Origin of the sequence: Mycobacterium hippophais (assembly GCF_027529605.1) — a bacterium.
Taxonomy (GTDB): Bacteria; Actinomycetota; Actinomycetes; order Mycobacteriales; family Mycobacteriaceae; genus Mycobacterium; species Mycobacterium arseniciresistens.
On record NZ_JAPZPY010000020.1, the window covers coordinates 1 to 17,885 of the forward strand.

Genomic DNA, 17,885 nt, shown 5'->3' on the forward strand with positions numbered 1-17,885 from the left:
CGACCGCGCGCCCGTCATGCCCCACAACCCGTCGCGGTCGATCTCGGCGACGATCTCCACCAGCCGCCCGTCGATCGCATTGCGCTGACCGCACAGCTCCGCGATCTCATCGAACAACACCGCCAGCCGATCCTTCGGCCTCACCGAAGAAGCGAAAGACGTTGCGCTCGAGGACATGACCCCATCATCGCAGAGGGGTACGACACGTTTTCATCGCCGACAGCTTCGCGCTACCGGCTGATGGTGCGCGCCGTCGTGACCGTCGTGAGCTTGTCCGGGTTGGCGATCGCGTAGAGGTTCGTGATCCGGCCGTCGGCGATCTCGAGGGCGAGCACGGCCTCCAGCCGGTCGTCGCTGTAGACGGCGACGGCGGGCGCACCGTTGGCCGTGACGACCCCGGTCCGCAGCGTCGCCAGGCCACGGCGGAACGGGCCGACGATGAGCGGCACCAACCGGTCGACGCCGGTGATCGGCTTGCGGGCGGCGCCCACCCGGCCGCCGCCATCGGCGGTCCAGGTGACATCGGGCGCAAGCAGCCTCATCAGTTCGTCCACGTCGCCGGTGGTTGCCGCGGCGAGGAACTGCTCGGTGATCCTGGTGGTCTGCTCGGGGTCGACGCGGTCGAACCGCTTGCGGCGCGCCCGCACGTGTTCGCGCGCCCGGTGCGCCACCTGGCGCACCGCCACCTCGGATTTGCCTACGGCTTCGGCGATCTCGCGGTACTCGAAGTCGAACACCTCGCGCAGCACGAACACCGCCCGCTCGTCGGGGGTGAGCGTCTCGAGCAGCACGAGCATCGCCATCGACACCGATTCGGCGAGCACCACGTCGGTCGACGCGTCGCGGTCGTCGAGCAGCAGCGGCTCGGGCAGCCACGGTCCGACGTAGTCCTCGCGGCGACGGGCACCGGACCGCAGCGCCTTGAGTGCCTGACGTGTGACCAGTTGCGCCAGATAGGCTTTCGTGTCGCGAACCGTCGCGAGGTCGACGTCGGCCCAGCGCAGGTAGCTGTCCTGCAGCACGTCGTCGGCTTCGGTCGCCGAGCCGAGCAGCTGGTAGGCGATGGTGAACAGCAGCGGCCGCAGCAGGCTGAACCGTTCGGCGTGGTCGGTCACGACGGCACCGCCTGCACCGGCGGATCCACCAGTTCGGGTCGCGTCCGGGCCTTCGGCCACACCGTCGACCCGGGCTTGCGCGCTTCGCGGCGCAGGCCCCACAGCGTGCCCTTGGTGACCGCCTCCTTGACCGCCCCTGCGGCACGGCTGCCGATCCCGCCGCCGAGGTGGAAGTTCACCGGCGTGTCGTCCCTGCGGGTGGGCTGGAACACCGCGGCCCGCCGGCCCAGCCCGACGTTCGTCACCGTCCACATCAGGCTCAGGGGCGCCGGCCGATCGCCGGCGATCCGGCGCAGCACGGTGTCGGCGGCGGTGGCCGCCGTGGGCCCAGCGGCATAGCAACTCATCCGCAGTGGCCGTCCCGACGGTGCGGCCGCGTCCCCTGCCGCCAGCACACGGTCGTCGTCCACGCTGGTCAGTGTCTCGTCGGTGAGCAGACGGCCGAGCGGGTCGGTGCGCAGCCCGCTGCGGGCGGCCAGGTCGGGCACCCCGAAGCCGGCCGTCCACACGGTGATCGCGCTCGGGTGCACGGTGCCGTCGGCGAAGACCACGGCGTCGCGCCGGACCTCGGTGACGACGGCTGACTCGATCACTCGCACACCGTTGGCGGCGAACCACGCCGCCACCGACCGCCTTGCCGGTGCGGAGAACGACGGAGCCAGCCGTCCACCGCCGACGAGTGTGACGGCGTGACCGCTCTCGGCGAGCTCGGCGGCGGTCTCGATGCCGGTCAACCCCGCGCCGACGACTGTCACCGGAGCGTTCGGCCCGACGGTGTCGAGGGCGGCCCGCAGTCGCGTGGCATGCTCGAATTCTGCGACGGCGTAGGCATGTTCGGCCGCTCCGGGCACCGACGGCGGCAGCGCCGCTGTGCTGCCGACGGCGTAGATGACGTAGTCGTAGTGCAGCGCACCGCCCGATGCCAGTCGCACCACGCGGTCCGCGGTGTCGATGCGGATGACGCTGTCGACCACCAGCCTCACCCTGTCGCCGAGCAGCGTGTCGTAGTCGGCGGTCGCGTCACCGGTGCGGGTCGCGAACTGGTGCAGCCGCAGCCGCTGGACGAATTCGGGTCGGGCGTTGACGAGGCTGATCTCGAGGTCGGGATTCTGCTGCAGACGGTTGGCGGCAAGGGTTCCTGCGTAGCCACCGCCGATGACGACGGCGTGGATGCGGTTCTCGCTCATCTGGGTCTCCTGTTCCGGGGGATGTCCTCGAGATCCCGGCGGACGCCCGTTCGTGACAGGACAGAGGGAATTGTGACCTACGCCACATGCCGCGCGGCGCCGAGGGTCAGGTCGCGGATCGCTCGCGCGGCGGCCGCGGGACGAACCGGGAGACCCGCTCGACGACGGCGGCGTAGTCGGGCCGCCGCGCCAGGCTGCGCTCCTCCATCATCGGGATGCTGGCGCCGAGGAACATCGCGAGGATCGCCGCGGCGCCGATGATCTGCCACCACCAATCGCCGGGGGCGGCGGCGATGCCGAACAGCGCGAGCGACACCCAGAAGGCGAACTCGCCGAAGTAGTTCGGGTGCCGCGACCAGCTCCACAGTCCGCGGTCCATCACCTCGCCGGGCCGCCGCGCCGCGACGAACCGGTGCATCTGCGCATCGGCGGCGAACTCGAGCGCGACCGCCGCGAGACCCACGACGAACGCCGCCCACGCCAGCCAGGTCAGTCCCGCCCCCGGGCGGGTCACCGCGACGTAGACCGGCACCATGCCGAGGAACACCTGGATCGTCGGGATGAGGTGGATGGCGAACAGGTCGGCGGCCCATTCCCACCGGCCGGCGCGCTCCTTGAACATCGGATAGCGCCAGTCCTCGTGGTGCAGACCGGGAAACGCGTAGACCCAGTTACCGGTCAGCCGTATCGCCCAGACTGCCACGACGATCGCCACCAGGGCGCACCGCAGCGTGTCGGGGGCGGGCGCCGCGATCCACCAGTACGCCAGCAGCAGAGGCGGGATCACGCTCCAGAAGGCGTCGTAGAAGCTGGAGTTCCGGTAGATCCGGCTGAAGCCGAAGATCACCAGGGTGGCCAGCACGTCGGCGATGAGGGCGTCCAGCCAGAGCCGGCCGGTGCCGGGACCCCAGAGCAGGTAGGCCACCGCGACGGCGACGGCCACCACGTAGGCGGCCGTGACGATCGCCAGCGACCGCCCTCTGGTGTACGCGGCTGACGTCACTGTCGACCTCCGTCGGCAAGAAAGCGCTCGCGGAGCCCGAGCGCAGCCCTGACTATAGATTCATGATCGAGCCGGGGCCGCCGTGGAGCCTGCCGACCCTGCTCGCCTTCCGCTTCGGCAGCTGCTACTTCGGGGCGTTCGGCCTGGCGCTCGGCATCGGTCTGGTGCCGGTGGTGCTCGCGGGCGTCGGCATCGAGGGTCCCTGGTCGGCGATGCGCGCAGCGGTCACGGTGATGCGACCGCCGATCGAGTGGACCGGCACCCATCTCCTGGGCCTGCACGTGCAGGGCACCCAGGTCGGCAGTGACAGCGCATTCCAGTGGTCGGCGATCGTTCTGATCGCCGCACTCGCCGCGGTGGCGACGGCGGTGTGGTCGGTGCTCGACGGGCGCCGCAGGCGCTACGACCGGCTGCACACCTGGGTGTGGACGGTCCTTCGGCTCATGCTCGCCGCGGGAATGTTCTATTTCGGGATGGCGAAGCTGATCCCGACGCAGATGCCGTTCGTGCTGAACCGGCTGGTCGAGCCGTACGGGAACTTCAGTCCGACGGGTGCACTGTGGGCGCAGGTCGGCATCTCCCAGCCCTACCAGATGATGCTCGGCGCGGCCGAGGTTCTCGGCGGGCTGCTCCTGCTGCTCCCGCGGACGGCCGTTGCCGGTGCGCTGGTGTGTGCGTTCGACCTCACCCAGGTGTTCATCCTGAACATGACCTACGACATCCGGCTGAAGTCGGTGTCGTCGCAGTTGCTGCTGCTGAGCCTGTTCCTGCTCGCCCCGCACGCCCGCCGGCTGTTCGCGGCGCTGTTCACCGACCGGGCCGTCGCGGCCGCCGACGCGACACCCCTGTTCGACGGCCGCCGGGCGAACCGCACGGCCCTGGTGGCGCAGGTGCTGGTCGGGGTGATGCTGCTGGCCGCGTTCGGCGGGCAGGGCTGGCGGCAGTTCACCCGGCCGACGCCGAACCTCTACGGCATCTGGCAGGTCGACGGGTTCTCCGCCGAGGGTTACCGCCGCGACCCGTTGCTGACCGACGAATTGCGCTGGCGGCGGGTCATCTTCGACCGGCCGTTCCTGATGTCGGATCCGGTGATGGTGACCGTGCAGCACATGGACGACTCGTTCGAGGTGTTCGGCGGGACCATCGACGCGCGCACCCACTTCATCGATCTGACCAACCGGATCGAACTCGGGTCCTACGAGGAGACACCGGCGACGATCAGGCTGAGCTACTGGTGGCCCGATGCGGGCAGCACCGACAGGATCGTGATCGACGGCGAGGATTTCGCGGGTCACCGCATCCACGCGTGGTTCACCCGGATGGATCCGGCGACGTTCCCACTCGTCGAACGGGGCTTCAATTGGATCCAGGAGCAGCCCTACAATCGCTGACTATTCGCCGGCCGAATCGGGAATAAAATCGTCGGCCCGTAACGTGCTGTCGCGGTGGCACTCCCACGCCATGACCTGGAGCGCGGACGGGGTTACGCTGAGTCGGTGAGCAGTCAGCGGGTGCCCGGCGGGGTGGTGCACGAGCTGCCCGCGGACCTGCGCGCGGCATTGGTCGACGACGCCACCGCGCTCGCCGCGTGGAAGGACATCACGCCGCTGGCACGCAACGAGTTCATCTGCTGGGTGGAGGACGCCAAGCAGAAGACGACACGGGAACGCCGCATCCGGCGCACCCGGGAGGAACTGGAGGAGGGCCAGCGCCGGCCCTGCTGTTGGCCGGGGTGCAAACACCGTGAGCGCACCGGCAGTTAGGCAACTTCGAGATCAGGCGGTCGGGATGAGAAGAGTTGGTCGTTGGTTCGCTGCCCTGGTGCCCGCTGTGACGGCGGTCGCGGGTTCGGTCGTGGTCGCCGCTCCGGCGAGCGCGGCGCCGTGTCCCGACGTGGAGGTGATCTTCGCGCGGGGCACGTTCGAACCGGCCGGCGTGGGCGGCGTCGGGCAGGCGTTCGTTGATGCGCTGCGCGCGAAGACGCCCGGTAAGTCGGTCGAGGTCTACCCGGTGAACTATCCGGCGTCGCTGGACTTCGCCACGGCAGCGGACGGCGTCATCGACGCCAGCAACCGGGTGCGCGCCACGGCGGCGAACTGTCCGGACACCGAGATCGTGCTCGGCGGCTACTCGCAGGGCGCCGCGGTGGCCGCCTACATCACCGAGGACGCCGTCCCCGAGGGCTACACACCGCCGCCCGGGATGACCGGACCGATGGGGCCCGAGGTGGCCGATCGCGTCGCCGCGGTGACGCTGTTCGGGAAGCCCTCGAGCGGTTTCCTGCAGATGATCTACACGGGCGCGCCGCCGATCAACGTCGGCTCGCGGTACGTGTCGAAGACCCTCGACCTGTGCGTCTTCGATGATCCCGTGTGCTCACCGGGCGGCGGGAACAACGGCGCTCACGGTGCCTACGTCGTGAACGGCATGGTGAACGAGGCGGCTGACTACGCGGTGGGCAAGTTGCCCGGCGGCGAATCCGAACCCGTGGAAACGGTGGCACAGGGCTAGCAATTTACTGCTAGCAGGTAGCCGTCACGGATGCCAGCGCCGATGTGCTGACACCCCGCGCGGGGGACTCTTGTGCCGACCACGAGAGCCCCCCGTCGGAAGGACGGCCATGACCACCAGCGCCGCATCGAGAGCCACCGCCGTACCGCCGTTGTTCCGCAGACTCGCCGTCGGGGTGGCGGTGCTCGCCGCCGTGCTCGGACCGCAGGCGGCCGGGGTGGCCACCGCAGATCCGTCCTGCCCCGACGTCGAGGCGGTGTTCGCGCGCGGGACGTTCGAGGCGCCCGGTGTCGGGGCGACGGGTCAGGCGTTCGTCGACGCGCTCGATGCCCGTCTGCCCGGGCGCAGCGTCGAGGCCTACGGCGTCGACTACCCCGCGTCACTCGATTTCCAGGCGGCCGTGGGCGGCGTCGCCGACACCGCAGCCAAGGTCGAGGCGATCGCGGCGACCTGTCCGGACACCAGGATCGTGCTCGGCGGCTACTCCCAGGGCGCGGCGGTGGCCGCCTACACGACCGCGGACAGCGTGCCCGCGGGAGTCGTCCTGCCGTCCGGCCTCACTGGACCGCTGCCGGCCTCGGTCGCTCCCCACGTCGCGGCGGTGGTGCTGTTCGGTCTGCCCGACAGCTGGTTCCTGGGCCTCGTCGACCACAGCGCGCCGCCGATCACGATCGGCAACGCCTATGCGCCGAAGACCCTCCAGCTGTGCGCCGCCGGTGATCCGGTCTGCGCTCCGGGCGGGCTGGACCGGACCGCGCACAGCTCCTACAAGTCCAACGGGATGACCGAACAGGCCGCCGACTTCGCGGTGAATGCGCTGAACCTGCCCGCCCCGCAGGGCGACCCCGCCACGGTGCAGTGACGTCAGGTCGGCCGCGGACGGCCGGTCAGCGCACGGATCGTCCTGATCTCGTCGTGCCGATAGGGCCGGCCCGCGGGGTTCAGCAGGTCGTGGAACCACACCGGCGGGTCGGCCGGATACGGACGCTCCCAGGAATCCCACGGGAAGATCGTTTGGCTCCGCCCGGCCACCAGACCCCAGTTGAACGCCCCGACGTTGTGCCGCTTGGCGATCGGCAGGATGCCTTCGACGGTGCTGCCCATCGAACGGGCCAGGTACTCGGTGCACACGATCGGTCGACCGAGCGGCGCGAGTTCGCCGATCCGGCCCTCGAAGCCGGCCGGGTGGTCATAGCTGTGGAAGCTGATCACGTCGGAGTTGTCGAGCTGGATGGCCGAGATCGGGCTGCGGCGCAGCGGGTCCCGCCACTCGCCCTGCCAGACGCCACTCGTCAGGGGCTGGTCCGGGTCCACCGACCGCGCCCACCCGAACACCTGCGGTAGCAGCCCGGCGACGAGATCGAGCTTGTCCCTGCGTTCGACCAGGTGGTACTGCGGTGCCAGATTGTCCGGCTCGTTCCACAGGTCCCAGCCCAGGACACGGGCGTCGTTGCGGTACCGGCTCAGCACCGCCACGACGTAGTCGCGCATCACCCGCCGGTAGCCGGGGTCGCCGAGACGCTCGGCGCCGGGGCTCTGCACCCAGCCGGAGTTGTGCACGCCGGGCCGCGGCCCGCGCTGGCGGCCGGCCGCGGGGAACGGGTCCCAGCAGGAGTCGAAGAGGACGAAGAGCGGCTTGATGCGGTGGCGCGCCGCGATCGTCACGAAGTGTGACAGCCGGCGCTGGAAACCCGTCTTGTCCTGCGCCCACAGCTGATCGTGCAGGAACACCCGAGCGGTGTTGAAGCCGATCAGCCGGGCGGCGCGCAGCTCGGCGTCGATGCGACGCGGGTCGAAGGTGGCCGCACCGAACATCTCCAGCTGGTTGATCGCGTTCGAGGTGACGTAGTTCGCGCCGACGAGCCAGCCCTGCGCCCGGTACCAGCGGTGCGCGCGCTCGGCGGGCCACCTACCGGCCTGGGCGCCCGCCCGCGGGGGCTGGGTGAGCATCGCGCCCACTGCCAGCAGTGGAGGCAGCTTGAGCGCCGTCCGCCGGTGTACCCGGGGCGCGCGCAGTTCTGCGTTGAGGTGCTCTCGGGGGCCTGTCACTGGTCCTAATGGGTTGGTGTGGCCGTCGTCACATGAGCTGGCCCCCGCACAGCTGGACGACGAATTACTTTGGTGCACTGCGTCTTTGCGCTACACCACTGTGCATCGTTGCACCGGAAGGCGCCGTTACACCCCGGCGCCAGGCCAACACGCTACGGCAACGCCGCGGCGTCGGCATCCGCGCTGGACAGGCCGCCGGATCGGGCAAAGTTGGGATCGGTAGGCACGTCGTCGGCGTGTAATGGGCTCACTCGCCTGCCACCCGGTGGCACGCCGAAAGGACCTGTCATGAATCGAAAGCTCGTCGCAGGATTCGCCGCCGCCGCAGCCGTCACCGGCGGTCTCACCTTCGCCATGGTGGGGCCGTCGGCGGGCACGGCTCTCGCGGCGCCCTTCTGCTCGCCGTCGAACGCCAACACGCCGCCCTGCGCACCGCCCGAGGGCCCGCCGATGCAGTGCAACGCCCAGGGCATGTGCAGCCAGCTGTGGTGCCCCGGTTCGGGGATGGAGCCGATCCCGGACTGGGACATGAACGTGTGTCACAGCTTCTACTTCGACCCCAACGCCCCGTTGACGGAGCCTGTCATGATCGCCGGCCAGCCGCCCGGCCCGCCGGCGCCGCCGCGGCCGCCGTGCATCCCGTTCATCAACTGCCTGCCCGGGTTGACGCACCCGATCTAGGCGTTGCGTCTCAACCGGTCCCCGGCCGAGCCACGCCCCGTTACGATACGGCGCGTAGCGTATTTGGCCGAGGCCCGGGAAGGACATTGCATGCGGAGTCGGTATGCCGGCACCCCGTTCACCACCTCCACCGAGGACATCGCCGCGGCACTGGTCGACGTCAGCGTGCCGACCCTGCTGCTCAGCCTGGTGCACATCACCGGTGACACCCGCTACCTGGACGACTTCGCGCAGGCCGGCGTGTTCCTCAACGAGATCCAGGGCTTCATGTCCGAGGAGGACCGGGCCAGGGCCAGAGCGGCGGCACTCGAGGTGATCGTCGACTACCGCGACCGCGGCTGCCCCGAACCGGCGCCGCTGGATGCCGGCGTCGTCAAGCGGATGATGGACTGGGCCGCCTGCGAGCCGGTCGGCGAGGAGTACCTCCCGCTGATGTCCGAGGAACTGGACCTCGACGGCACCGATCCGCGCCGCCCGCAGGCGCTGGACCCCGACGCCGCATCGAAGGTCCCGGTGCTGGTGATCGGCTGCGGCGAGTCGGGCCTGCTGGCGGCGATCCGGCTCAAGCAGGCAGGCCTGCCCTTCACGGTGATCGAGAAGAACGCAGGCCCCGGCGGCACGTGGTGGGAGAACACCTACCCGGGTGCGCGGGTGGACGTGGCGAACCACTTCTACTGCTACAGCTTCGAACCGAGCAACGCGTGGAGCCACTACTTCGCCGAGCAGCCCGAACTGCGACGGTACTTCGCCGACGTGGCGGCCCGGCACGGCATCGCCGAGCAGGTGCGGTGGCGCACCGAGGTGGTCTCCGCCGAGTGGGACGACGACGGCGGCGTCTGGCGGGTGACACTGCGCGACGCAGACGGCGCCACGTCGACGGTGGCGGCGCGCGCCGTCATCAGCGCCGTCGGCCAGCTCAACCGGCCGCACATCCCCGACATCCCCGGCGCGGCGGAGTTCACCGGCCCGGCCTTCCACTCCGCCGCGTGGGATCACGGCGCCGACCTGACCGGCCGCCGGGTCGCGCTGATCGGCGCGGGCGCCAGCGGCTTCCAGATCGCGCCCGCGATCGCCGACGACGTCGCACACCTGACGGTCTTCCAGCGCACGGCGCAGTGGATGTTCCCGAATCCGATGTACCACGACCGCGTCGGCGACGGCACCCGGTGGGCGATGGAGCACCTGCCCTATTACAGCCGCTGGTACCGCTTCCTGGTGCTGTGGCCCGGCGCCGACAAGGGCCTCGACGCGGCGCGCGTTGATCCCGGCTACTCGCCGCAGGATCACGCGGTCAGCGAGATGAATGCGATGGCCCGGTTGATGTTCACCGACTGGATCACCACCCAGGTCGACGGTGACGCCGCGCTGCTGGAGAAGCTGCTGCCGGATTACCCGGCGACCGGGAAGCGCACCCTGCAGGACAACGGCAGCTGGATCCGGACGCTGCGCCGCGACCACGTCGACCTGGTCCGCACACCGATCGAACGGATCACCGCCACCGGTGTCGTCACCGCGGACGGGCAGGAGCACCCGGTCGACGTCATCGTGTACGCCACCGGCTTCCGCGCCACCGAGGTGCTGTGGCCGATGACGGTCACCGGTCGTGACGGCGCGGAGCTGCGCGAGGTGTGGGGTGAGCGGCCGTATGCGTACCGCGGGATCACCGTGCCGGGCTTCCCCAACTTCTTCCTCACCTACGGCCCCGGCACCCACCTGGCGCACGGCGGCAGCCTCATCCTCAACTCGGAATTGCAGATGCGCTACATCGGGCAGTGCGTGGCCAGGCTGGCCGACGGCGTGCATTCGATGGAGCCGACACCGGAGGCCACCGACGAGTGGCGGCGCCGCTCACAGGAGGCGATCCGGCAGACGGTGTGGGCACATCCCTCGATCGCCCACTCGTATTTCAAGAACTCGTTCGGCGAGATCCACACGGTCAGCCCGTGGAAGCTCCACGAGTACCACGCCGCGGTCCGGGAGCCGGTCTGGGACGATTTCGTGCTGCGGTCGGCCCCGGTGACCGCGGGTTCGGAGGCGGCGCGTCATGCGTAGCGTGATCATCGACGGGCCGGCGACGATCCGGGTGGACGATCGGCCCGACCCGGTGCTGCCCGGGCCCGACGGCGCGGTGGTCGCGGTGAGTGCGTCCGGCATCTGCGGATCCGACCTGCACTTCTACGAGGGCGACTACCCGATGTTCGAGCCGGTGGCGCTCGGCCACGAGGCCGTCGGCACCGTCGTCGACATCGGCCCCGACGTCCGGACGGTCCGGGTGGGGGACCGGGTGCTGGTGTCGTCGGTGGCAGGCTGCGGGCACTGCGCGGGTTGCGCGACGCTCGACCCGATCCGGTGTCACTCCGGCCCGCAGATCTTCGGCGCCGGGGTGCTCGGCGGCGCGCAGTCCGAACTGCTGGCCGTCCCGGCCGCCGACTTCCAGCTGCTCGCCGTCCCCGAGGGCATCGACGACGAGCAGGCGCTGCTGCTCACCGACAACCTGGCCACCGGCTGGGCCGCGGCCCAGCGCGCCGACTTCCCGGCCGGCGGCACGGTCGCCGTCATCGGCCTCGGCGCCGTCGGACTGTGTGCCGTGCGCAGCGCGCTCTTCCAGGGCGCGGCGACGGTCCTTGCGGTCGATCCGGTGCCGCAGCGCCGCGACCGCGCCGCGGCCATGGGGGCGACGCCGGTGGCGCCGTCGGCGACGGCTGCGGCGATGGAGCACTCCGGCGGCCGCGGCGTGGACGCCGTCATCGACGCGGTCGGCAACGACACCACGATGGCCGACGCGCTGACCGCGGTCCGCGCCGGCGGCACCGTGTCGGTGGTCGGCGTGCACGACCTTGCGCCGTTCCCCTTCCCGGCAACCATGGCCCTGCTGCGCAGCGTCACGCTGCGGATGACCACCGCGCCGGTGCAGCAGACCTGGCCGCAGTTGATCCCGCTGCTTCAGGCCGGCCGGCTTCGGGTGGACGGGATCTTCACCACCGAGCTGCCGCTGGACTCGGCCTCCGACGGCTACCGGGCTGTGGCCGCCCGGTCTGGTGACGTCGTCAAGGTGCTGCTGAGGACGTGAGCAGCGCTGCGGCGTGGGTACCGTCGACGGGGTGACTGACACTCCGGCCGACGTGGTCGAGAACGACGATCCCCCGCGCAGGTCCCGGCGCAGATGGCGCCGCCACGCCATCGTGGTCACCGTCATGCTGCTGCTGTTCGGTGTGCCCTGGTGGACACTGCTGGCGGCCGGAGCGGCGTGGCCGACGGCCGTGGTGGTGGCCGGCACGCTGACGTTCGCGGCGGCCTTCGCCGGGCTGCCGTTGCTGATGATGCTCGGGCACGGCCGCAGGCACCTCGACCGCGCGGCCGCCGCCGGTGACGCTCTGCTCGGCGCCGCGTGGGTGCTGTTCGTCTGGTCGGTGCTCGGCCACCTGATGGAGCTGGCGCTGGTGATCGCCGGTGTCGAGGATCCGGTGCGCTCGCGGGTGGTCGCCGCTGCGGTGGTGGCCGCGGTGGTGGTGCTGCTGGCGTGGGGTCACTTCGAGGCGATGCGGGTGCCCCGCGTGCGCGCCGTCGACGTCGGGATCGCCGGCCTGGGCGCCGGACTGGACGGTCTGCGGGTCGCGATGATCACCGACACCCACTACGGGCCGATCGACCGGGCGCGGTGGTCGGCGGCGGTGGTGGACCGGGTCAACGACCTGGACGCCGACGTGGTGTGTCACGTCGGCGACATAGCCGACGGAACCGTGGCGGTGCGCGAGGCGCAGGCGAGCCCGCTCGCGTCGGTGCGGGCGGCCTCGGCGCGGGTCTACGTCACGGGCAACCACGAGTACTTCAGCGAGGCGCAGGGCTGGCTCGACTACATGGAGTCCATCGGCTGGGCGGCCCTGCACAACCGGCACATCGTGGTCGATCGCGGCGGTGACCGGCTCGTCGTCGCCGGGGTGGACGACGCCACCGCGGCGGGCTCCGGTGTACACGGGCACGGCGCGAACCTGCAGGCCGCGCTCGAAGGCGCGGACCGCGCACTGCCGGTCCTGCTGCTGGCTCACCAGCCGAAGCAGGTGCCGCACGCGGTGCGTGCCGGCGTGGATCTGCAGATCTCGGGCCACACCCACGGCGGCCAGATCTGGCCGTTCAATTTCCTGGTCCGGCTGGACCAGCCGGTGGTGCAGGGACTGAGCAGGCACGGCGAGCGCACGCAGCTCTACACGAGCCGCGGCACCGGCTTCTGGGGTCCGCCGTTCCGGGTGTTCGCACCGAGCGAGATCACGCTGTTGACGCTGCGCAGGGCGTGACGGTCGAAACGTTTTTCTACTCCACTGCCGGGGTATCCCTGCGGCAACAGGCGTGTGCGCCGCGACGCTCACAAGTCAGTCGCGCCCACTGCCGCGGGTTCTCAGGCAGCGGGAACCGTTTGATCCTCTTCTTTCGCGGTTGGCCGTCTCACGGTCCGCTGCCTCACACCAAGGACGCCTCATGGCCATCACCGACGTCGCGCAGTATGCGCACCTGACCGAATCCGACATGGCGGAGCTCGGAGCCGAGCTCGACGCGATCCGCCTCGAGGTCGAAGAGTCTCTCGGCGCCCGCGACGCCGCCTACATCCACCGCACCATCGCCTTCCAGCGCACCCTGGAGATCGGTGGACGACTGCTCATCGCGGCGACCCGCTCCAAGAAGGGCTGGGCCGCCGGGGTCGCAGCGCTGGCTTTCGCGAAGAGCGTCGAGAACATGGAGATCAGCCACAACATCGGCCACGGCCAGTGGGACTGGATGAACGACCCCGAAATCCACTCCAACACGTGGGAATGGGACATGGCGGGCCCGTCGTCGCAATGGCGCTATTCCCACAACTACATCCACCACGTCTTCACCAACGTCCTCGACATGGACGAGGACCTGGGCTACGGCGTGATACGGATGACTCGCGACCAGCCGTGGGAACGCCGCCATCTGCTGCAGCCGCTGCGGAATCTCATTCTGGCCCTGGGGTTCGAGTGGGGCGTCGCCCAGCACGACCTGCACGCCGCGCAGGACCGCGCCACGACACAGTCCGAGAAGACCGCCCTCTCGCGCGCCGCGCGGCGGAAGGTCACCCGGCAGATGGTCAAGGACTACGTGGTGTTCCCGGCCTTGAGTTGGTCCCGGTGGCGCCGCACTCTCGGGGCGAACGTCGTCGCGAACATCGTCCGCAACCTGTGGGCCTACGTCGTGATCTTCTGCGGGCACTTTCCCGACGGCGCGGAGAAGTTCACCGCCGCGGTGCTGGAGGACGAGACCAAACCGGAGTGGTACCTCCGCCAGATGCTGGGTTCGGCGAACTTCGACGCCGGTCCCCTGCTGGCGTTCGCCAGCGGCAACCTCTGCTACCAGATCGAGCACCACCTCTTCCCGGATCTGCCCAGCAACCGCTACGCCGCGATCGCCACGCGCGTGCGGGCACTGTGCGAGCGCTTCGGCCTGCCGTACACCACCGGGTCGTTGCTGCACCAATACCTCGAGACGCTGCGCACCATTCACGTGCTCGCACTCCCGGACAGGCCTGCGCGGACCGACTACGACAAGATGGAACCGTCTGCGCATCAGGCGGTTCCGTGCGCCGTGTCGCCGATCGACGCCTGGGCGGGTGCGGTCCGGCCTGCGGGTCGACGGCGGCGTCGCGGATTCCGTTCGCAGAGTAGGCTTTACGACTCCGGCGTTGCCGTCCCTGCGGCATCGTGACTGCGACTATTTCTTCCCGCCCGACTTCTTCCCGCCCTTCTTGCCGCCCTTCTTGGACGCTCCGGGTGTGTTCGCGATGGCGGCCGCGCGTGACTTGCTCATGCCCTTCTTGCGCAGACCCTCGTACTGCTTGTCGTTCTTGACACTCGATCCGTGATCCTTCGCCATGAGACGCCTCCTCGAGAACCGTGAGCGGGGAGTACCCGCTCCGGCGGGACGTACTCGCCCCGGGCACCGGCTTCGCGACATACGGTCAGTCGGTGGACTTCGACGAATACCGCACCCATGACGCCACCTCACTCGCGAAGCTCGTCGCCGACGGCGACGTGACCCCGGCGGAGCTGCTGAGCCTCGCGCAGGAGCGGGCGGCCGCGGTGAATCCGCGGATCAACGCGATCGTGCGCGACGTTCCCGCCGACGCCAGGACGGCCGAAGAGCTGAGCGGGCCGTTCGCCGGCGTTCCGTTCCTCATCAAGGACCTGGCGCAGGACTATGCGGGCCTGCCCACCTCGGCCGGTTCCCGGGCGTGGATGTCGACGAACGCCACCGAGCACGCGACGATCGTGCAGCGCTGGATCGACGCCGGCCTGGTCATCTTCGGCAAGACCAACACCCCGGAGTTCGGGGCGAAAGGAATCACCGAACCCGTCGCCTGGGGTCCGGCCCGCAATCCGTGGGATCTGCAGCGCACGCCCGGCGGTTCGTCGGGCGGGTCGGCCGCTGCGGTCGCCGCAGGAATCGTGCCCTGCGCGGGCGCGAACGACGGCGGTGGCTCGATCCGCATCCCTGCGGCGTGCTGCGGACTGGTGGGACTGAAACCGGGCCGCGGGCTGACGCCGTCGGGGCCGGCGACAGGCGAGTCCATGCACGGCGCCGCCGTACAGGGCGTCGTGTCCCGCACCGTGCGCGACACGGCGGCGATGCTCGACGTCATCGCCGGCGGCGAGCCGGGCGGGCCGTTCGTTCCCGGCATGCCCGCCACGACGTTCGCGTCGTGCGTGGACGCGGAGCCCGGCGCCCTGCGCATCGGGGTGCGGGTGCCGTCGGCGATCAACCCGGCGCCGCACCCGGAGGCCTTCGCCGCTGTCGAGGCGACGGTGAAGAGCCTGACCGAGCTCGGCCACCACGTCGAGGAGTTGCCGCAGGCGCCGTTCGACGACGCCGAGCTCGCGCGTGACTTCCTGCTCACGTGGTTCGTCTACACCGCGTGGGAGCTCGACGACGCCAAGCGGCGAACGGGTGCTGGTGACGACAAGTTCGAGCGGGACACGCTGATCCTGGCCGCGCTAGGCCGGGCGACGAGCAGTGTCGACTACGTCGCGGCCGTGCAGCGGCGCCACGACCACACCCGCAGGCTGACGACGTACTTCGAGTCCTATGACCTGCTGCTGACACCGTCCCTGGCGACCCCGCCGCCGAAGATCGGCGAGTTCGAGCTCCCGCTGGCGGTGCAGAAGGGGGCCGACGTCCTGATCAGGACGCGCACCGCGCGGCTGCTGGGTCTCACCGGGATCGTCGACGACATGGTGGACAAGAACCTCGGCTGGGTGCCGTACACGCAGCTGGCGAATCTCACCGGCAGGCCCGCGATCACGCTGCCGCTGCACTGGACCGCCGACGGCCTGCCGCTCGGCGTGCAATTCGTCGCGCCGCTCTCCGGTGAATCCGTGCTGCTTCAACTGGCCGCCCAACTCGAGCGGGCGATGCCGTGGGCCGACCGGCTCGCCCTGGTCTGACCACTCGGTCACGCGTGACGCAGCACCAGCAGCTCGCCGGTCAGCGTGCCGTCGCCGAGTAGCCGCCCGATCGTCGCGCTCTGCCGTTCGGCCAGCTGCCAGGCCCGCTCGTGCCCGTGTCGCTCGGTGAGCGCATCGGTCACCGCGTCGACGCGCTCGTCCCAGTCGCTGGGGATGGCGGGCAGGTCGGCGGTGCTGAGCCGGTGCTCGACCTCGAGTGCGGCATCGGCCACCAGATCGCGCAGTGCGTCAGGCGTGGGGAAATGGTTGTCGGGGAGCTGGTCGCTCGCGATGGCGCCGTGGGCGACGAAGGCGAGCAGTCCGATCCGTCCCCCTGGCCGCACCACCCGCCGCAGTTCGCGCAGCAGTGCGAGCTGATCCGGAGTCGTGCAGAGCACGCCGAGCGACCAGGCGGCCTCGGCGCTCCCGTCGGCCACCGGCATCGCCGATCCGAGCGCGCGCAGCACCGGATGGTCGAACAGCCTGCGCGCCGCACGGCACGCCCCCGCTTCGGGTTCGATCAGCACGGGTCTGACCGAGTGTGACTGCGCCGCATAGGCGGCGGGGCCACCGACGCCCGCTCCGCAGTCCACCAGCAGGTCCCCCGGCGCCAGGCGCATGTGTTCGCAGAGCCAGTCCAGCGCCGCGGGGCTCCCGCTGCCCCGGCAGCCCGCGGGAACGTGGTACTCCGCTCCCAGCTTCACCGCCACCTGCGCCGTCCACTCGGCGACGGTGTCGAATTCGGCCTCCATCGCCTCGCTCACGTCAACTCCTCCCGGATTCGGCGGCCGACCTCGGCCTTGATCTCGGCGCCGGTGTGGCCGCCTGCGGCGGACGCAAGGCCCGAGATGTTCACGCCCTCGACGCCGTCGATGGCCAGCAGCGCCCTGGTCTCCGCGACGGCCGCGTCGATCCCGGCCGCGACCGGATCCGCCGCGCTGAGCACCTCTGCGACGACGTCCTGATCGAGGTCGAGTCCGGGCAGGCTCTGCAACACGGACGCGGACATGCTGTCGGTGAACACCGCGACCGCGGCGACCACCGGAATGGACAGTCCCGCCGATCGGGCCGACGCCATGAAGGCGGATACGTCGGCCGGAAAGGGCACGTGGTTGAGCACCGCGATGCTGGCGCCGGCCCGCTGCTTCTGCACCAGCCGCAGCGGCCGCGCGGCGATCGGCGGTGCGGTCGGTGTCTCCGGTACCGCCGCGACGGCGCCCGCCGCTGCCGCCAGCGCCACAAGCCGGGGGCCGTCGAGATCGAAGGTCTGGGTGACCTCGGGCCGCACGTCGTATCCGCGGCCGTCGCCGGTCACACACATCACGGTGGGCACGCCGATGGCGCACAGTCCGCGCAACTCCTGCTCGAGCACCACGCGGTTGCGGTCCCGGCACGACAGGGTGATCCACGGTGTCACCCCGGCGTCGAGCAGCAGGCGACCCATCAGCGTCGGCGGGAAATCGGGCTTGTTCTGATGCTCGCCGACCAGAACGGCGTCGGATGACGGCGCGAGAATCCTCGCCGTCGCGGCGATGTCGGCCTCGTCGAACGGGACGGCGCTGAAGTCGGTGAGCACCAGTGGGGCGCGGGCCGGTCGCGCAATGGGCCGCGGTCCGGACCAGGGCACCACATCGTCGAACGCGCACGGACCCGGCCGCATCTCGCACTGACCGTCGGGACGCACACCGCCGCAGGGCCCGAATTCCATCCGCTTGGGACAGTCCGGTTCCATCGACGACATCACCCCCCGCCTGTTCGGTCGTTCGCAGCCATGTACCCGGCCTGTCCCGCGGGCAAGCCTCGGACTCGGCGGGACGGAGAGCGGCCGGCAGGATTACCGGCCGCGCCGGAGGGTAAGTACGGGGCATGGCCGCTGACGACGCGC

17 protein-coding genes and 1 pseudogene are annotated in these 17,885 nt (G+C 70.6%); 10 read left to right on the forward strand and 8 right to left on the reverse strand.

Going from position 1 to position 17,885, the window contains the following annotated elements:
- The 4 genes and pseudogenes from O6P37_RS27940 to O6P37_RS27955 all read right to left on the reverse strand — a co-directional run.
- A pseudogene (locus O6P37_RS27940) lies at positions 1-177 on the reverse strand (hypothetical protein); the annotation flags it as partial.
- A 53-nt stretch (positions 178-230) separates the two neighbouring features.
- Positions 231-1,115: an RNA polymerase sigma-70 factor gene (locus tag O6P37_RS27945; protein ID WP_269897134.1), complete on the reverse strand. Its 885-nt coding sequence runs from the start codon at positions 1,113-1,115 to the stop codon at positions 231-233.
- Positions 1,112-2,302: an NAD(P)/FAD-dependent oxidoreductase gene (locus O6P37_RS27950; RefSeq protein WP_269897135.1), complete on the reverse strand. Its 1,191-nt coding sequence runs from the start codon at positions 2,300-2,302 to the stop codon at positions 1,112-1,114. Before O6P37_RS27950 ends, O6P37_RS27945 begins: the two co-directional genes overlap by 4 nt.
- Positions 2,303-2,408: 106 nt before the next feature.
- Positions 2,409-3,305, reverse strand: a complete 897-nt coding sequence (locus O6P37_RS27955) for a DUF1295 domain-containing protein (protein WP_269897136.1) — start codon at positions 3,303-3,305, stop codon at positions 2,409-2,411.
- Positions 3,306-3,367: 62 nt separating this feature from the next.
- On the opposite strand from O6P37_RS27955, the gene O6P37_RS27960 reads away from it, so the two are divergent.
- The 4 genes from O6P37_RS27960 to O6P37_RS27975 all read left to right on the forward strand — a co-directional run bounded on the left by O6P37_RS27960 (position 3,368) and on the right by O6P37_RS27975 (position 6,678).
- Positions 3,368-4,696, forward strand: coding sequence for a DoxX family protein (locus O6P37_RS27960; RefSeq protein WP_269897137.1), 1,329 nt, complete (start codon positions 3,368-3,370; stop codon positions 4,694-4,696).
- A gap of 105 nt (positions 4,697-4,801) precedes the next feature.
- Positions 4,802-5,068, forward strand: a complete 267-nt coding sequence (locus O6P37_RS27965; RefSeq protein WP_264014266.1) for a YdeI/OmpD-associated family protein — start codon at positions 4,802-4,804, stop codon at positions 5,066-5,068.
- 25 nt (positions 5,069-5,093) lie between these two features.
- Positions 5,094-5,816 (forward strand): cutinase family protein, encoded by a 723-nt coding sequence (locus O6P37_RS27970; protein ID WP_269897138.1) that lies wholly within the window; start codon positions 5,094-5,096, stop codon positions 5,814-5,816.
- Positions 5,817-5,925: 109 nt separating this feature from the next.
- Positions 5,926-6,678 (forward strand): cutinase family protein, encoded by a 753-nt coding sequence (locus O6P37_RS27975; RefSeq protein WP_269897139.1) that lies wholly within the window; start codon positions 5,926-5,928, stop codon positions 6,676-6,678.
- Positions 6,679-6,680: 2 nt separating this feature from the next.
- On the opposite strand, the gene O6P37_RS27980 is transcribed toward O6P37_RS27975, so the two are convergent.
- On the reverse strand, positions 6,681-7,766 hold the full coding sequence (locus tag O6P37_RS27980; RefSeq protein WP_269897168.1) for a glycoside hydrolase 5 family protein: 1,086 nt from the start codon (positions 7,764-7,766) through the stop codon (positions 6,681-6,683).
- Between the two features lie 387 nt (positions 7,767-8,153).
- On the opposite strand from O6P37_RS27980, the gene O6P37_RS27985 reads away from it, so the two are divergent.
- The 5 genes from O6P37_RS27985 to O6P37_RS28005 all read left to right on the forward strand — a co-directional run bounded on the left by O6P37_RS27985 (position 8,154) and on the right by O6P37_RS28005 (position 14,264).
- On the forward strand, positions 8,154-8,546 hold the full coding sequence (locus tag O6P37_RS27985) for a hypothetical protein (protein WP_269897140.1): 393 nt from the start codon (positions 8,154-8,156) through the stop codon (positions 8,544-8,546).
- A gap of 90 nt (positions 8,547-8,636) precedes the next feature.
- Positions 8,637-10,598 (forward strand): flavin-containing monooxygenase, encoded by a 1,962-nt coding sequence (locus O6P37_RS27990; RefSeq protein WP_269897141.1) that lies wholly within the window; start codon positions 8,637-8,639, stop codon positions 10,596-10,598.
- Positions 10,591-11,616, forward strand: coding sequence for a zinc-binding dehydrogenase (locus O6P37_RS27995; RefSeq protein ID WP_269897142.1), 1,026 nt, complete (start codon positions 10,591-10,593; stop codon positions 11,614-11,616). Before O6P37_RS27990 ends, O6P37_RS27995 begins: the two co-directional genes overlap by 8 nt.
- A 31-nt stretch (positions 11,617-11,647) precedes the next feature.
- On the forward strand, positions 11,648-12,838 hold the full coding sequence (locus O6P37_RS28000) for a metallophosphoesterase (protein ID WP_269897143.1): 1,191 nt from the start codon (positions 11,648-11,650) through the stop codon (positions 12,836-12,838).
- 181 nt (positions 12,839-13,019) lie between these two features.
- Positions 13,020-14,264 carry a fatty acid desaturase family protein gene (locus O6P37_RS28005; RefSeq protein ID WP_269897144.1) on the forward strand — a complete coding sequence of 415 codons (1,245 nt, stop codon included), beginning with the start codon at positions 13,020-13,022 and terminating at the stop codon, positions 14,262-14,264.
- 6 nt (positions 14,265-14,270) lie between these two features.
- Here O6P37_RS28005 and O6P37_RS28010 read toward each other — a convergent pair whose 3' ends face one another.
- On the reverse strand, positions 14,271-14,432 hold the full coding sequence (locus O6P37_RS28010; RefSeq protein ID WP_269897145.1) for a DUF7218 family protein: 162 nt from the start codon (positions 14,430-14,432) through the stop codon (positions 14,271-14,273).
- Positions 14,433-14,524: 92 nt separating this feature from the next.
- Between O6P37_RS28010 and O6P37_RS28015 the strand changes: the two genes are divergently transcribed.
- Positions 14,525-16,000, forward strand: a complete 1,476-nt coding sequence (locus O6P37_RS28015) for an amidase (protein WP_269897146.1) — start codon at positions 14,525-14,527, stop codon at positions 15,998-16,000.
- Positions 16,001-16,008: 8 nt separating this feature from the next.
- On the opposite strand, the gene O6P37_RS28020 is transcribed toward O6P37_RS28015, so the two are convergent.
- Both O6P37_RS28020 and O6P37_RS28025 read right to left on the reverse strand, forming a co-directional pair.
- Entirely contained in the window at positions 16,009-16,764 is a 756-nt protein-coding gene (locus O6P37_RS28020; RefSeq protein ID WP_269897147.1) for a class I SAM-dependent methyltransferase, read from the reverse strand.
- A complete protein-coding gene (locus tag O6P37_RS28025; RefSeq protein ID WP_408633270.1) occupies positions 16,761-17,732 on the reverse strand; it encodes a methylenetetrahydrofolate reductase in 972 nt (323 codons plus the stop codon). Before O6P37_RS28025 ends, O6P37_RS28020 begins: the two co-directional genes overlap by 4 nt.
- Positions 17,733-17,885 lie beyond the last annotated feature (153 nt).

Coding starts and splice junctions, on each gene's coding strand:
- O6P37_RS27975 (WP_269897139.1), top strand. CDS start 5,926: ATGACCACCAGCGCCGCATCGAGAGCCACCGCCGTACCGCCGTTGTTC.
- O6P37_RS27995 (WP_269897142.1), top strand. CDS start 10,591: ATGCGTAGCGTGATCATCGACGGGCCGGCGACGATCCGGGTGGACGAT.
- O6P37_RS28010 (WP_269897145.1), bottom strand. CDS start 14,432: ATGGCGAAGGATCACGGATCGAGTGTCAAGAACGACAAGCAGTACGAG.
- O6P37_RS28005 (WP_269897144.1), top strand. CDS start 13,020: ATGGCCATCACCGACGTCGCGCAGTATGCGCACCTGACCGAATCCGAC.
- O6P37_RS27950 (WP_269897135.1), bottom strand. CDS start 2,302: ATGAGCGAGAACCGCATCCACGCCGTCGTCATCGGCGGTGGCTACGCA.
- O6P37_RS28025 (WP_408633270.1), bottom strand. CDS start 17,732: ATGGAACCGGACTGTCCCAAGCGGATGGAATTCGGGCCCTGCGGCGGT.
- O6P37_RS27960 (WP_269897137.1), top strand. CDS start 3,368: ATGATCGAGCCGGGGCCGCCGTGGAGCCTGCCGACCCTGCTCGCCTTC.
- O6P37_RS27980 (WP_269897168.1), bottom strand. CDS start 7,766: ATGCTCACCCAGCCCCCGCGGGCGGGCGCCCAGGCCGGTAGGTGGCCC.
- O6P37_RS27985 (WP_269897140.1), top strand. CDS start 8,154: ATGAATCGAAAGCTCGTCGCAGGATTCGCCGCCGCCGCAGCCGTCACC.
- O6P37_RS27990 (WP_269897141.1), top strand. CDS start 8,637: ATGCGGAGTCGGTATGCCGGCACCCCGTTCACCACCTCCACCGAGGAC.
- O6P37_RS27970 (WP_269897138.1), top strand. CDS start 5,094: ATGAGAAGAGTTGGTCGTTGGTTCGCTGCCCTGGTGCCCGCTGTGACG.